This window comes from Cuneatibacter caecimuris, assembly GCF_004216775.1.
GTDB classification, from domain to species: domain Bacteria; phylum Bacillota; class Clostridia; order Lachnospirales; family Lachnospiraceae; genus Cuneatibacter; species Cuneatibacter caecimuris.
Genome location: NZ_SGXF01000001.1, coordinates 1,048,427 through 1,063,236, shown reverse-complemented (window position 1 = coordinate 1,063,236; position 14,810 = coordinate 1,048,427). Strand labels below are relative to the sequence as shown.

General features: G+C 47.2%; 19 protein-coding genes. 16 read left to right on the top strand and 3 right to left on the bottom strand.

Features of this window, described 5'->3' with window-relative positions; translation table 11 throughout:
• Positions 1–21: 21 nt before the first annotated feature.
• The 7 genes from EV209_RS05070 (at position 22) to EV209_RS05040 (ending at position 3,983) form a co-directional block, all read left to right on the top strand.
• Entirely contained in the window at positions 22–261 is a 240-nt protein-coding gene (locus EV209_RS05070; protein ID WP_130433661.1) for a hypothetical protein, read from the top strand.
• Positions 262–276: 15 nt separating this feature from the next.
• Positions 277–783 (top strand): hypothetical protein, encoded by a 507-nt coding sequence (locus EV209_RS05065; RefSeq protein ID WP_130433659.1) that lies wholly within the window; start codon positions 277–279, stop codon positions 781–783.
• On the top strand, positions 783–2,117 hold the full coding sequence (locus tag EV209_RS05060) for a hypothetical protein (protein WP_130433657.1): 1,335 nt from the start codon (positions 783–785) through the stop codon (positions 2,115–2,117). The genes EV209_RS05065 and EV209_RS05060 overlap by 1 nt, the downstream gene beginning before the upstream one ends.
• A gap of 72 nt (positions 2,118–2,189) precedes the next feature.
• Positions 2,190–2,417, top strand: coding sequence for a hypothetical protein (locus tag EV209_RS05055; protein WP_130433655.1), 228 nt, complete (start codon positions 2,190–2,192; stop codon positions 2,415–2,417).
• On the top strand, positions 2,414–2,677 hold the full coding sequence (locus tag EV209_RS05050) for a DUF6275 family protein (protein WP_130433653.1): 264 nt from the start codon (positions 2,414–2,416) through the stop codon (positions 2,675–2,677). The genes EV209_RS05055 and EV209_RS05050 overlap by 4 nt, the downstream gene beginning before the upstream one ends.
• A 2-nt stretch (positions 2,678–2,679) precedes the next feature.
• Entirely contained in the window at positions 2,680–2,949 is a 270-nt protein-coding gene (locus EV209_RS05045) for a phage holin family protein (RefSeq protein WP_130433651.1), read from the top strand.
• A 20-nt stretch (positions 2,950–2,969) separates the two neighbouring features.
• Positions 2,970–3,983, top strand: a complete 1,014-nt coding sequence (locus EV209_RS05040; protein WP_130433649.1) for an N-acetylmuramoyl-L-alanine amidase — start codon at positions 2,970–2,972, stop codon at positions 3,981–3,983.
• A 35-nt stretch (positions 3,984–4,018) separates the two neighbouring features.
• Here the strand turns inward: EV209_RS05040 and EV209_RS05035 are convergent, their stop codons facing one another.
• Positions 4,019–4,630 carry an N-acetyltransferase gene (locus EV209_RS05035; RefSeq protein WP_130433647.1) on the bottom strand — a complete coding sequence of 204 codons (612 nt, stop codon included), beginning with the start codon at positions 4,628–4,630 and terminating at the stop codon, positions 4,019–4,021.
• A 5-nt stretch (positions 4,631–4,635) separates the two neighbouring features.
• Entirely contained in the window at positions 4,636–4,809 is a 174-nt protein-coding gene (locus tag EV209_RS16250; protein ID WP_165388816.1) for a hypothetical protein, read from the bottom strand.
• A 583-nt stretch (positions 4,810–5,392) separates the two neighbouring features.
• Between EV209_RS16250 and EV209_RS05030 the strand changes: the two genes are divergently transcribed.
• A complete protein-coding gene (locus EV209_RS05030; protein WP_130433645.1) occupies positions 5,393–5,620 on the top strand; it encodes a helix-turn-helix domain-containing protein in 228 nt (75 codons plus the stop codon).
• 83 nt (positions 5,621–5,703) lie between these two features.
• Positions 5,704–6,087, top strand: a complete 384-nt coding sequence (locus EV209_RS05025) for a hypothetical protein (protein WP_130433643.1) — start codon at positions 5,704–5,706, stop codon at positions 6,085–6,087.
• 92 nt (positions 6,088–6,179) lie between these two features.
• On the opposite strand, the gene EV209_RS16245 is transcribed toward EV209_RS05025, so the two are convergent.
• The gene (locus EV209_RS16245) at positions 6,180–6,698 is read right to left on the bottom strand and encodes a hypothetical protein (protein ID WP_165388815.1); all 519 of its coding nucleotides are present in this window, start codon (positions 6,696–6,698) and stop codon (positions 6,180–6,182) included.
• A 332-nt stretch (positions 6,699–7,030) separates the two neighbouring features.
• Here EV209_RS16245 and EV209_RS05015 point away from each other — a divergent pair, with 332 nt between their 5' ends.
• The 7 genes from EV209_RS05015 (at position 7,031) to EV209_RS04985 (ending at position 14,802) form a co-directional block, all read left to right on the top strand.
• Positions 7,031–7,900: a YitT family protein gene (locus EV209_RS05015; protein WP_130433639.1), complete on the top strand. Its 870-nt coding sequence runs from the start codon at positions 7,031–7,033 to the stop codon at positions 7,898–7,900.
• A gap of 193 nt (positions 7,901–8,093) precedes the next feature.
• Positions 8,094–9,206, top strand: a complete 1,113-nt coding sequence (locus tag EV209_RS05010) for an ABC transporter ATP-binding protein (RefSeq protein WP_130433637.1) — start codon at positions 8,094–8,096, stop codon at positions 9,204–9,206.
• Between the two features lie 126 nt (positions 9,207–9,332).
• Positions 9,333–10,442, top strand: a complete 1,110-nt coding sequence (locus tag EV209_RS05005) for a PucR family transcriptional regulator (protein WP_130433635.1) — start codon at positions 9,333–9,335, stop codon at positions 10,440–10,442.
• Positions 10,443–10,452: 10 nt separating this feature from the next.
• Entirely contained in the window at positions 10,453–11,148 is a 696-nt protein-coding gene (ftsE, locus tag EV209_RS05000; RefSeq protein WP_130433633.1) for a cell division ATP-binding protein FtsE, read from the top strand.
• On the top strand, positions 11,135–12,043 hold the full coding sequence (gene ftsX / locus EV209_RS04995) for a permease-like cell division protein FtsX (RefSeq protein ID WP_130433631.1): 909 nt from the start codon (positions 11,135–11,137) through the stop codon (positions 12,041–12,043). The genes ftsE and ftsX overlap by 14 nt, the downstream gene beginning before the upstream one ends.
• Positions 12,044–12,055: 12 nt before the next feature.
• Positions 12,056–13,513: a M23 family metallopeptidase gene (locus tag EV209_RS16785; RefSeq protein ID WP_130433628.1), complete on the top strand. Its 1,458-nt coding sequence runs from the start codon at positions 12,056–12,058 to the stop codon at positions 13,511–13,513.
• 8 nt (positions 13,514–13,521) lie between these two features.
• Entirely contained in the window at positions 13,522–14,802 is a 1,281-nt protein-coding gene (locus tag EV209_RS04985; RefSeq protein WP_130433626.1) for a S41 family peptidase, read from the top strand.
• The last annotated feature ends 8 nt before the right edge of the window (positions 14,803–14,810 follow it).

The window sequence follows — 14,810 nt, the reverse complement described above, 5'->3', positions numbered from 1 at the left end:
TGCCGGGAATGGAGGATTAAAATGTTGACAACAAAAAAGTATGTAACCCTGGAGGGAAGCAGCACGGTAGATGGTGTAGAGGTGGAGCATTACACCGCCCGGATCAATACGGACGCTCTGGATAGGGGACCGGAGTATACAAGCTATATCGTGGATGGATCTACATATCGCAGCAGCCGGTCTACCTGCGCGCAGGATCGTGCTGCATTTGAGGATGTCATGTATGCTGCCTATGATGCGATAGTCGCGGAGGCACAGTAATTAGGAGGGCGTTAAATGGCGTTTGCGAATGATTTTCTTGAACATGAAATAATTCTATCGGTCGTAGATCTCTCCTGGAATCCGAGTATTGAGGTCTCACAGAACGATACTGGAAGAAAGCTGCGCTGTAAGATCAGTGGTATGGACATACCGGCCGGAGCAACGGCGCGCATATGGGCGTCCAAACCGGGCGGCATCGTCTACAATGACTGCGAGGTGTCGGGTAATGATGTATTAGTGGCACTGACCAATCAGATGCTTGCAGAGTGTACACGCATCCCAGCGCAGATCATGATTATATACGGAGACGGCAAGATCATTAAGACAAATAGATTTCGTCTGGATGTAAAAGAAGAAGTTGGTCATACTGGCACGGAGAGCAAGTCAGAGTCAACGTACCTGGACAAGATCCTTCAGGAGCAGTCTGAGAAGCTGGATGCCGCAATCGCCAAAATAGATATCAATGAGATAGTGCAGCAGGTCATAGCCGCGCTGCCAGATGCGGCGGAAGGGAGGTACTAATGGCAATTAAGACCATTGATGATACATATCTGATTGAGATCGCCGATGCCATACGGTCCAGAACTGGAAAAACAGATCAACTCACGCTAGAGCAGATGGTTTCGGAGATACAATCATTGGGTGACACGGAACCAGAGTATTATGGATTCGTTGAGCACATGGACGTGCTACAACCAGGCGAAAGAATTGAGTACACAGGCATCAACAAGGATTACACAGCCATGACCTTAGATCTTAATCAGCACACCACAGATTATGGATCATGGAGCACTTTTCCATCTCTTGTCGAAAATAAGCCTTATATGGTTAAGCCAACGGGAGAGGCGGACTATCAGCTAAATGAGAACGATTATACCTTAAAGATGGACGGAACTGCATCTGACATAAGCAATGTTTCTTATGACGGTGGAGCGTTTTCTAAGTTTGTAAAAGTATATGTCAAACGCTGGATTGATGGAAACGATAGACATGTTAGATTTTCATACACGCCATTAGAAGGTTATGAACCATGCGGCTTTATAGATACCGATGGCAGTGAGATGGATTATGTGTGGATTCCTATGTTTTATGGATCAACAGTAGACGGAAAGACGAGGTCGTTGAGCGGTATATATCCTGACATAAACTTGAACACAGATACGGAACACACTAATATTATGGCTTTTTCAAACAGAGCTGCATTTTTTGCCGGCCCAATTATCGAGACCATACGTGATATGCTCTATATGTTGTTTAAAACTACAGAGTTACAAGGGGCTTGCGGAAAAGGCAATAGAGGTGGTTTTAGCGCCAGCAATCCTCCTTATTACGGGGTTCTACCAAATGCCGTGGTAGGAAGTGGACAATTCTATGGAAACTTAGATAGTGTAAGTTTAAATAAAATTTTTCATTCAATTGTCTTGGGAAGCTATAATCAAAATCAACGAGATCCATATTATCTCGTTGTGAATGGACGCTATAAAGTAAGTGTCGATTATACGTTCGATATTACCGGAGAAAGTTATATTGATACTGGTATTGATTCCGAAACGGTCGACGCTAATAAATGGTTGTGTCCAAGTGTTTCTACAGTAGTCGACAAATATGGGAGTATACCAATAGCTCCTTTCGGAGGTTCTACGGATACAGGTTATTGTGATGGTGTACGTCATCCTGCAAACAAGGAAATCACGGCTGTTGTGCAACGTTTTGGCCGGCCCGGCGACACGAAGTATGCTGGAATCGCATCTTTGAACTTAGAAAAAAATGCTAATGAAGCCAATTGGACCGATTCGGCCTCTGTACTTCTAAGGCCGCCGGCAGGGGCGACCGACCGAAAACCGGCAGAAGAGTAGGAGGGTGCACATGGAGATCAGAGCAAGACCGGCGCATAGTCGCACCATTGATAAGCACAACGGGAGGTATACATGGATCCAGAGATCATTGTGGCGCTGATCGCATTCGGAGGCAGCGCACTGGGAACCCTCACGGGGATAACAATCAACTCAAAATTAACCAACTACCGGCTGGAACAGCTGGAATCAGAGGTGCGTATGCACAACAACTTCGCGCGCCGGATGCCGGTAGTAGAGGAACAGATCAAGGTGATTAATCACCGCATATCAGACCTGGAAAGCCAGGAGAAGGAGAAATGATGAATAAAGCAAATGTAGTCGCTTTCACAGACAAATGCAGGTTAATCCTCGCAAAACACTTAGATGAAAAAGGGGAAGAAATATCCTCATCGGATATATTCCTGGAATGGGAAGTCAGCGGAGAACAGGGAGACAAGGCGCTACTGAGAGTACGCGGGAACGAAACAACATATTATGAAGCCACGCGCCCGGAAGGAACGGAAAGGGTGACAGTAGAAATATTTAAAAAATGCGGTGAGTTCACATCGAAAGGAGAATGATTATGGATTTCGGAATTGCAGGAGTGGCAGGAATTACAGTAATTTGTTATCTGGCCGCACAGACGGCCAAAGCTACGACACTGGACAATAAGTGGCTGCCAGTGATTTGTGGAGTATTAGGAGGCATCCTGGGAGTTGTAGGGATGTATGCCATGCCAGACTGGCCCGTAGGGGATATCTTAACCAGCATTGCAGTGGGTATTGTATCCGGATTTGCAGCGACCGGAATTAACCAGGTATATAAGCAGCTCAAGGACCAGGCCGAGGAATAACCCCGGCGAAAGGAGAAAAAATGTATATAGAAGAAAGATGGGCCAAGGAAAACGAGTATTTTGATCGCGGGAAAATGAAGGTAGAAAAGCTGGTACTGCACAGCCCGGGAACCGCGCAGCCGTCCGCAGATGTATTCTACAACAATTACAACCGCACGGGAGCCAATGCGCTGCCTCATGCGTTTCTGGAACGCTCCGGGCGCGTGCTGCAGTTAATGCCCTGGGACAATGTGGGCTGCCATGTGGGGGCTGGGCCAAAGGGAGGATGGAACGGCCTGTCAATCGGGGTAGAGGTCTGCGAACCGGCCGGCCACACGTATCAGCCAAACAGCGGAACCATGATCGGGTATGACGCGCAGAAGAACGCCGCATATTTTGCCGATATCTATGAGCAGGCGATCCAGTTATTTGCGTATCTCTGCGAAAGATACGGGCTGACAGAGAGAGATATCTACTGTCACGCCGAGGTGCACCGCCTGGGGTACGGAAGCAACCACATCGATATCGAGCACTGGTGGCCGAAGCACGGGAAGAATATGGACACCTTCCGGGCGGATGTGGGGGCCAGGCTGCGGGGAGAAACCGTGCGGCCAGCAGAACCGGAAACAGAATATACGTCAGGCATGTATAAGGTGTTGGCAGACAACCTGACCATCCGGCGCGGCCCCGGGACCGACTATGAGGCGGTGGGATACATCACAGATCACGGCTGCTATACCGCCACGGAGATCGTCAACGGTCACTGGGGCCGCCTGAAATCTGGAGCAGGTTATATCTCCGTACATAAGGCATACTGCCGCCGCGTGGGAGATACAGACCATAAGCTGCCGTACATGGTCAAGGTCCTGGACGGCGCGTTGAACATCCGCAGCGGTCCGGGAACTGACTATCCTGTAATGGGAGTGATCCGGGATCAGGGCAGCTACACGGTGACAGAGACGTCAGAAGGAACGGGCGCCGACCTCTGGGGCAAGCTCAAGAGCGGGGCCGGATGGATCGCCCTGGGAGGGGCCTTTACCAGCCGTCCAGAATGATTAAAAAAGAGGGTCGGGATTATCTCCCGGCCCTCTTAATGCAAATACATAATCATTTGTTGTAAAAAGTTTCCGTTTACACCAAGTTCATCTCGATCACGTTGTCTTTCTCCGCATCGCACAAACCCATTATCTTCATAAAACTTAATTAGCTTCGGCTCGTTCTCACATTCCAGAAAAACGAATTTACCTCCAATTTCTTTTTGAATAATCTGAATTCTATTTAGCGCCATCTGCAAAATATCACTTCCAGAAATCAGTAAATTATTCCCGTCGGCAAAATTTTTGGATAACTGGCCGATTAATATTGCAGGAATTGTATGTATCCGCTTACTGGTATCGTATGTACCATGCCTAAATAAGCGCTTAGACATTGTTTTACTAATTGAATCTTGACATACATTTAAAAATTTATTCGCAAGCGTATAATATCCAACCAGATATTTCTCTTTTTCATCCTCAGACATCCAGTAAATTAGTGTAGTTTTTGATAAAGCCTGCTTTGAAAATTCGATTGCTTTATTTCGAATGAAGTCCTGCACATCGGCGTTGTTCGGGGACGAAAAAGTGGAGAGAATGGATTTTGCCACATTCTCTCCCAATTCAGATATCATGTCTTCTAATTTGATCTGAATAAATTCTGCCATGTCTATTATTTTTTCTCAAAGAAGTCTTTGATTTTATCTCCTGATAATTCTGTGCACTTCCTACTGATTTGCGCCGATTCATATTTTTTCTTTTTTGCAGCATCTAACGCATCAATAAATGTATGGGCAAGCCGTCTATCTTTGATATTAACATCCTTGAGAATGCTTTTTGTTGCCATACATATCACCTCCATAAAATGTGACACCTTAAAATTAATTAATCTCTTGTACCCTTATTATATCCAATAACAGAAAAAATGCAATAGAAAATATTGCGAAAATGAACATAATTTTATTCGAGTAAAAATGGGTAACTCTATGTATGCAGAAATACATGATTATATATAGAAATATATGAGCATCCTTAGAACTTACAAAAATCACGCTGCTCCATATTTGCAATATTCCGTATCTAAAATTTCCATAAATATCAAATTGTACACGCGCATACAAAGTGATATAATTTAACTGCCTGGAAACAGGTAGCGGTCACGCCCATATCCCCCTATCATGTGACTGCTATATTTCGAAAACGTAAGGCCGTCTTACCAACATGGCAAGGCGGCCTTACTAAAATTTAAAAATATGTTTCAATCCACTCCCTTGTTATTGGAAGACAATATTATTATAACATATTCTCGCCCAAAGTCAATACAGGTACTGGAAATTCTTAATGTATTCAAATGAATCAACACTATTATTAGTGTTGACATATTTCGGAAAGTATTGTATGATTATGCCAGAAAATAAGGAGGGCGTAAAATGCTGAAATATAAAATCGATGTTATGAAAGCCCTGGCGGAGCGCGGATACACGGCCAACAGGATGCGCAGGGAAAAGATATTGTCAGAATCCACAATGCAGAGGCTCCGACACGGGGAAAACATTAATACGGAGACGCTTAATGCGATATGCGTTATCCTTCGGTGCCAGCCATCGGACATTATTGAGGTCGTTCCGACAGACGAAGAAAAGATAAAATATTTTTAAAAACACCTTAAAAGGTGTTGACAAACACCCTGAAAAGTGGTATTCTATATATAGAAAGAAACGAACCACAGAAAGGGGAAAAAATGATGAACGTACAGTATCTTTTGAATAAAGTTAATGAAGAGGGATACGAAGTAGTTGCCATTAGACACTTGGCAGGCGATGAAGAATATGAAGTGGGAGATATGTGCCGCGATAGCTATGACTGGGATGTGGAAAACGATCAGTCAAGTTATTACTCAGAAGAACCGGTTATGCTGGACGGGACCTGCGGATTTCATATTGAAGGCTTCAGGGATCTGGATACGGACGAAATAGAAGAAGCAACAGAGATCTTTGAAAGGGCCCGCAAAGAAGCCAGATACCAGGGCAAGATGGTAGTCATTGCTGGACACAGATTCACGTACGGGAATGACGAACACGAAGTCATTATCAGAGACGCAGAAGTGATCGCGATAGAAGATTAATAATCAGTATGAGGCAGGAACACAGGGAAGAGCTGCTTGTGAGGCGCAGAAAATATTTTTCTGAATATTATCAAAAAAAAATAGAGAAAAAATTATAGAAAGACAGAAAACGCGAAAAAAAGAGGGGATAAAGTGAACAGAAGAACATTAAGAACCTGCTCACGATGCGGGAAAGTATTCCAGGGAGACATTGATTCCATCATGTGCCCGGAATGCGCGAAGGAATCACGGCAGAAGAGCACGATACGGGACCGGATCTGTATTGATTGCGGCAGATCATTTCCGGGAGGACCGCGCGCCAGAAGATGCCCGGAATGCCGGGCCAGCAGGAAAAAGGAAATGGACAGGCTGCGCAGGCAGTCTGGTGGCCCAAAGAGGAAGCTCGGAAGCGTGGATATCTGCCAGCGCTGCGGGAAAGAGTATACAGTAGAGAGTGGCCGGCAGAAGTATTGTCCAGGATGCCAGAGGGATGCCGCCCTGGAGTGGCAGAGAGGACGGAAGGCGGCATATAATAAGCGGCCGGAGGTCGAACAGAAGAGGAAGGAGCGCAGGAAAAAGCGCATGAAGGCTTGCGTATATTGCCTCCGCCCGTTCTGGTCCAGCGCGGCCACGAATCTATGTTCCGATTATTGCCGGACGGAGGCAGAAAGAATTAGCCAATGTCGGGCAGATGAGAAACGCGGACAGGGCCGCAACCTACAGAAGTTGCTGGATCGGAGAGAGGAATACCGTGAGAGGATAAAATCAGAGATGTTGCAATAGGGCCTGGAGCGATCCTGGCCCTTGATTATTGTCTTTTTTTCTGATAATATTGCCCTATGAATCCCGGTTGCGAACGAGCCGTTAGTAACACGTTAGTAACAAACAGTTTGTAGAAAAACCTTATTTTAAGGGATTTCTTAATATAATAGACGTAACAAATTGTTACATGAAAGGAGAAAAAATGCATAGAGAGAAAAAGGAAAGCGCCTTCAGAGATTTTATATTAATTGTAGCGGGCTGCACACTTCTGGCGTTTGGGGTGAAATCTATTTTTGATCCCAGCGGCCTGGTGACAGGGGGTATATCCGGCCTTTCTATCCTGATCAAAGACCTGACGTCAGAGTGGATACCGGGAGGCATTCCTCTTTGGGCGACAACTTTGTGCCTGAATGCGCCTCTGTTTTTGGCCGCTTTTTTTATGAAAGGATTTCGCTATATTAAAAAAACGCTGTTTGCCACGGTGTTCCTCTCTCTGGTGCTGGCGGTGCTGCCTCCCTGGGGCGGCGTTTCGGACGACCCGCTGCTCACTGCCGTGTTTGGGGCTCTGTTCTGCGGCGGAGGAATGGGACTGGTATTTTTGGCCCGGGCCACCACCGGAGGCACTGATATGCTGGCTGACCTGATCCATCAGAAACTTCCTCATTACAGTATCGCCCAGATCATGCAGGTGCTGGATGGGCTGATTGTTCTGGCAGGGGCGTATGTATTCGGGATTCATACTGCATTGTACGCAGCAATGGCTATTTTTTTGATGGCCAAAGTGGTGGATGCGATTATTGATGGTCTGAAATTCTCCAAGCTGGCATATATTATATCTGACAGATACGAGGCGATCGGACAGGCTGTGAACCAGGAGCTGGACCGGGGGGCTACCGGTCTGTACGGAAGAGGCGTCTACTCCCAGGCGGACAAGAAAATCCTGTTCTGCGTGGTATCTAAGAAAGAGATCGTGGATTTAAAGGAGCTGGTGTACCGTTATGATCCGCAGGCCTTCGTGATTGTCAGTGATGTCAGAGAGGTTTTAGGAGAAGGATTTATACAGTACCGGTGAGAAAATCTGCAATATTTGTGCTGCTCAGGGAGAAAACCAAAGAATTTTCCGACAGTATACAAAATAGACAAAAACGCCGGCACAAATTTGGGACGGTTGCCTATAGCAAATGATAGTTAAATGACGTATAATAGGCACATACAAACGGGAGAGCCATCCCTGGCATGACATTTTGATTAGGAGGAGTAAATAAATGGCAGGATTATCACTGAAAAACGTATGTAAAGTGTACCCGAATGGTTTTGTGGCAGTTAAGGATTTTAACCTTGAAATTGAAGATAAGGAATTCATCATCTTCGTAGGACCTTCCGGATGCGGTAAGTCTACAACACTGCGTATGATCGCAGGTCTGGAAGAAATTTCTTCCGGCGAGCTGTGGATCGGCGACAGACTGGTAAACGATGTAGAGCCCAAGGACAGAGATATCGCAATGGTATTCCAGAACTACGCTCTGTATCCTCATATGTCCGTATATGATAATATGGCGTTCGGCCTGAAGCTGAGAAAGGTTCCCAAGGCTGAAATCGAAAAACTGGTTCGCGAGGCAGCAAGAATTCTGGATATCGAGCATCTGCTGGATCGTAAGCCCAAGGCTCTGTCCGGCGGCCAGAGACAGCGTGTTGCTATGGGACGTGCTATCGTTCGTCATCCCAAGGTGTTCCTGATGGATGAGCCTCTGTCCAACCTGGACGCGAAGCTGCGTGTACAGATGAGAATTGAGATTTCCAAACTGCATCAGAGACTGGGCACAACCATTATCTATGTAACCCATGACCAGACCGAGGCTATGACGCTGGGTACCAGAATCGTAGTTCTGAAGGATGGTATTATTCAGCAGGTAGATTCTCCTCAGAATCTGTATGATAAGCCCTGCAACAAGTTCGTTGCCGGATTTATCGGTTCCCCTCAGATGAACCTGATCGATGCTTCTCTTGTGGAAGAGGGCGGCGCTGTAGTTGTGAAGTTTGCGGACAATGCGATCAAACTGCCGGAAGCAAAAGGCAAGGTTCTGAAAGAGAAGGGCTATGTTGGCAAGGAAGTTGTATTCGGTATCCGTCCTGAGGATATTCATGATGATGAGATGTTTATCTCCACAACTCCTGACAGCGTAATTGAAGCAGACATCAGAGTATATGAGATGCTGGGTGCTGAAGTATTCCTGTATTTTGATATCGCAGAGGCTAACTTTACTGCAAGAGTAAATCCTCGTACAACTGCAAGGCCTGGTGATACTGTGAAGTTTGCTCTGGATCTGTCCAAAATACATATCTTTGATAAAGAAACAGAACAGGTGATCCTGAACTAATCAATGTTAAAAGTGAGAGGAAATGTATAAATTTTATACATTTCCTCTTTTTTTTTTTCGAAAAATGCTATAAGATATAAGAGTAGGGGTTTTACAACAAAAATTTACCAAAGGAGTGAAGAAGGCATGATTTCCAATCAGATACTTCAGAGTACGATAGAGGGGCTGAAAAGTATTACGAGAATTGATTTGGCTGTCAGCGATACAGAGGGAAAGATGCTGGCCAGCACCATACCGGATATGGATATGAACCATGAGGCCGTGGAGACCCTAGAGGATTCCATTCTCGCTTTCGTGGATTCCCCGGCGGACAGCCAGGTAATTTCCGGGTATCAGTTTTTTAAGGTTTTTGATGAGAACCAGCTGGAATATGTCCTGCTGGCCCAGGGCAGCAGTGATGACGTCTATATGGTGGGTAAGATTGCCACATTCCAGATTCAGAACCTGCTGGTAGCTTATAAAGAACGTTTTGATAAAGATAATTTTATCAAGAATTTGCTGCTGGATAATCTGCTGCTGGTGGATATCTATAATCGGGCCAAGAAGCTGCATATTGATATTGCGGCAAAACGCGTTGTGTTTGTGATTGAGACAAAGCATGAAAAGGACGCAAACGCCCTGGAGACCGTGCGGAGCCTGTTCTCCACCAGGACGAAGGATTTCATCACCGCTGTGGATGAGAAAAATATCATTCTGGTGAAAGAACTGAAACCAAATGAGGGGTACGAGGAACTGGACCGCACTGCCCGGGTAATTCTGGACATGATGAACACTGAGGCTATGACGCAGGTACACGTAGCATACGGAACGATTGTTAATGATATTAAGGATGTTTCCCGTTCCTACAAAGAAGCAAAGATGGCGCTGGATGTGGGAAAGATCTTCTACAGCGGACAAAATGTGGTGGCATATTCTTCTCTGGGTATCGGCCGTCTGATTTACCAGCTGCCGCTGCCGCTGTGCCGCATGTATATTCATGAGATTTTTGGTGATCAGTCCCCGGACAGCTTTGATGAGGAAACCCTTGCCACGATCAATAAATTTTTTGAAAACAGCCTGAATGTATCTGAGACCTCCAGACAGCTTTATATTCACCGAAACACCCTGGTTTACCGTCTGGATAAGCTGCAGAAGCAGACCGGGCTGGATCTGCGTGTGTTTGAAGATGCAATTACGTTTAAAATCGCGCTGATGGTAGTGAAGTATATGAACTATATGGAGTCCATGGATTACTAAGGAGTATTTTGTGATTATTTTTGAGAATGTTTCCAAAACATATGAGAAAGGAACCCGGGCGATTAAGAATATGAACCTGAAGATCAGGCCGGGGGAATTTGTATTTGTATGCGGCAGGAGCGGTTCCGGGAAATCTACTTTCCTGAAGCTGCTCCTGAAGGAAGTGGAGCCCACTTCCGGCCGCATTCTGGTGGATGACCAGGACTTGGGGAAAATGAAGAGGCGGGGAAAAGCGGTGCCCCTGTACCGGCGCAAGCTGGGGGTGGTATTCCAGGATTTCCGGCTGCTGAAGGACCGCAATGTCTATGAAAATGTGGCGCTGGCCCAGCGGGTTGTGGCCGCGCCGGCAAAAGATATCAGGAAAGAAGTAACATCAATCCTGACAACGGTAGGACTTTCATCTAAATATAAGAGCTACCCGGCCAATCTGTCCGGAGGGGAGCAGCAGAGAGTGGCCATTGCAAGAGCGCTGGTGAACAAGCCGGAAATCCTGCTGGCGGACGAACCTACAGGAAATCTGGACCCGTCCAACTCACAGGAAATCATGAACCTGTTGGAAAAGGTGAATGAGATGGGGACCACAGTGATTGTGGTCACTCATAATGCTGAGCTGGTCAACCGGATGAAAAAGCGGGTGATCACCATGCGCCGGGGCGTGGTGGCAGGCGATGTACAGGAAGGCGAATATCAGGATGAAAGCGAATAGGATTATTTATTGTATCAGGCAGGGGGTTCAGAGCATCAGACGAAATGGCCTGTTTTCATTGGCGTCGGTGGTGACTATCGCTGCCTGTGTTTTTTTGTTCGGCATTTTTTTCTCCATTGTGCTGAACCTGCAGTATATGGTTAAGCAGGCGGAGAGTACAGTGGGAATTTCAGTGTTTTTCGACGACAATTTAACTGAAGATGAAATTATGGGACTGGGGGAAACGATCCAAAGGCATGACAGTGTGGCGCAGATCGTATATGTCAGCCCGGAAGAAGCATGGGAGCGCTATAAAGAGAGATATTTTGCGGACTATCCCGAGCTTGCGGAAGGATTTGAAAATGATAATCCGCTGGCTGATTCTGCTTCCTATGAGGTGTTTGTTACAGAAGTGGAGCAGCAGGATGCTGTCGCGCAGTGGCTGCAGTCCCTTCCGGGGATCAGGAGAGTGAAATATTCGGAACTGGCGGCAGGAGGGCTGGAGAAAGCGAATCAGCTGATCAGCCTGGTATCAGCGGGCCTGATTCTGATTCTTCTCGTGGTTGCTGTTTTCCTGATCAGCAATACGATTTCCCTGGCCTATGCGGTGCGGCGGGAGGAAATCGAGATCATGAAATGGCTGGGTGCGACGAACGCCTTTGTCCGGGCCCCTTTTGTAGTGGAAGGTCTGATGATTGGCCTGGTGGGGGCGGCAATACCGCTGCTGGCAGTATTTTTCCTATACCAGACAGTGGTGCGTTTTGTGATGGACAGATTTGGGATACTGCTTTCAGTCCTGAAATTTTTGCCGGCGGAACAGGTAATGGCTTTGCTGATCCCGGTGGGGCTTTTGCTGGGAGCGGGGATTGGGTTTATGGGCAGCTTTTTTACCATACGGAAACAGTTGAAGGTTTGAGGAGGCGCGCTGATGAAAAAAAGAAGGTACATACGTTTTCTTGCTGCAATACTGGTGGGAACGCTGGCGTTTCCCGTTTGGGCGGAGCCTGTCAACCGGCAGGACCTGGAAGAAGCAGAAAAACAGAAAAGTATTTATGAGCAGGAGCTGCAGAAGGCACAGGACCTCATCAGTTCTCTTCAGGGTTCCAAAACGGATATAATTTCCTATATTCAGCAGCTGGACGGCGGAATCAATGATCTGATGGGCCGGGTACAGGAACTGGAAGCGGAAGAGGAAAAGAAGAAGCAGGAAGTGAAGGCGGCGCAGGATGAGCTTTCCAGAATTACAGAGGAAAAAGATCAGCAGTATGAAGCCATGAAGCTGCGGATAAAATATATGTATGAAATGGGAGAGTCTGATTATCTTGAAATTTTATTTTCGTCAGGATCTCTGACAGATCTGTTCAACCAGGCGGAGTACATCTCTCAGATTTCGGCTTATGACCGCAGAATGCTGGAAAAGTATCAGCAGACTGTGGAGCTTGTGGAAAACTCCGCCACAGCGCTGATGCAGGAGCAGCTGCAGCTGGAAAACCTTCAGGCGGAGGAGCAGGCAAAGATGGCTTCTATGCAGGTGCTGCATGATGCAAAATCTAAGGAACTGTCCGGCATCGAGAATATGCTGGCTGATAACGAAGAACTGCGGGAAAAGTACCAGCAGGGATTAAAAAACCAGGAATATACCATTGAAAAGTTGGAACAGGCCATGCGGGAAGAAGAGGAGCGGGCGCTGCAGATGGCGCTTCAGGCCAGCAGAGAGGCGGAGGCGGCCAGCATTGCGGCATCTAAAAGCGAAGCAGAGTCCATTTCTCAGTCCATTGAAGAGTCTATCGCCCAATCCATTGCCCAGGCACAGAGCAGTTCCGGCTCCGGTTCGGGGGAGAACCAGGTGGACCCGGACAGCCCGGGAACCACTTCTCCAACGCCCGCCCCGACAGTTACAGATCCTGCGCCGACAGAGCCGTCCGCCACGGCTCCTTCAGGAGATACTTCTGAGTTCGGCAGCAGGCCGGGAGGCGCTTTTTATCTGAAATGGCCCTGTCCCAGCAGCAGGAGAATCACAAGTCCTTTTGGACCCAGACCGAATAAACCGGTAGAGGGGGTATCCGATTATCACAATGGGATTGATGTAGGGGCAGCTTATGGGGCGGAGATTGTAGCGGCTGCGGACGGCGTTGTAACGTCTACGGAATATAATATTGCCGGTGGAAATATGATTTATATATCCCATGAGAATGGAAAATTCATCACATCCTATCTCCATATGAGCAGATATATCGTCAGTCCCGGTCAGACAGTAAAAGCCGGTCAGGTAGTAGGCTATGTGGGCAGCACCGGCTATTCTACAGGCCCCCATCTGGATTTTCGCCTCATCACAGGAGGCCAGCATATTAACCCGCTTGGCAGCAATATATCTTATCAATATTAGGAGCAGACATGGAGAACGATTTCGAGAATGACAATGTGACAGAAGAGGCGCAGACACAAAACCCTGTGCCGCAGAATGGAAAACATCCCTTTGCTAAGGGAGTATTTGCCGGGGTGGTGTTGTCAGTTGCGGCGGCAGCTGTAATGATTCTGGTAATGGTACAGACCGGGAGGCTGACCATTGACAGGGGGGAAGAGGCGCAGACAGTGTCCTCAGGGGAGGAACAGTTTCTGACAAAGAAGAAGCTGGTGGACAGCTACATCCAGAATGGTTTCCTGTTTGATTACAGCCAGCAGGACTTGGAAGATATGATGTTCAGAGGTTTGGCGGCAGGACTGGAGGACCCTTATGCGGCTTACTATTCTGCAGAGGAATATCAGTCCATGCAGGAAACGGCCAAGGGTGTCTATTATGGTATCGGGGTGCTGGCGCAGCAGGACAGGGAAACCAAAGAGATTTCCATCGGCCAGGTCTATGAAGGGGGCCCGGCGGAGGAGGCAGGAGTCCTGAAGGGAGATGTGCTACTGGGGGTCGCTGGTGTGGATATTACCGGCATGGATTTATCCGACGTGGTGGATAAGATTAAAGGAGAATCAGGGACTACTGTTCATTTGAAATTCCGAAGGGGAGAAGATGAGATCCTGGAATTGGATGTGGAGCGTAGGGATGTAAAGACCATTGACGTGAAATGGGAAATGCTGGAGGATAATATTGCGTATGTGCAGATCCTTAAATTTGACAGCATCGCAAAGACTCAGTTTCAGGAAGCGTTGAAAGAGCTGCAGGCTCAGGGCGCAGAAAAGATTGTATTTGATGTTAGAGACAATCCCGGCGGAGGCCTGGATGTTGTGGTGGATATCCTGGACAGACTGCTGCCGGAAGGGCTGATCACTTATATGGAAAACAAACAGGGGCAAAGGATACAGGAGATCAAATCGGATGCAGAGCATTTTGTGGACCTGCCCATGGCGGTGCTTGTGAACGGCAGCAGCGCCAGCGCGTCTGAAGTATTTACCGGAGCACTGAAGGATTATGGGATGGCTGAGGTCGTAGGAACGAAGACCTACGGCAAGGGAATTGTGCAGACGATTTTTCCTCTGGGAGACGGTTCTGCCATAAAAATGACTACTTCCAGGTATTTTACACCTAACGGAGTGTGCATTCATGGCACCGGGATTGAGCCTGATGTCACTGTGGAGCTGGATGAAAGCCTTCAAGGCAAAGAGAAAATATCCCATGAGGAAGATAATCAGCTGCAGAAGGCGCTGGAAATACTCAAGGAGAAGTGAGGGAGGAA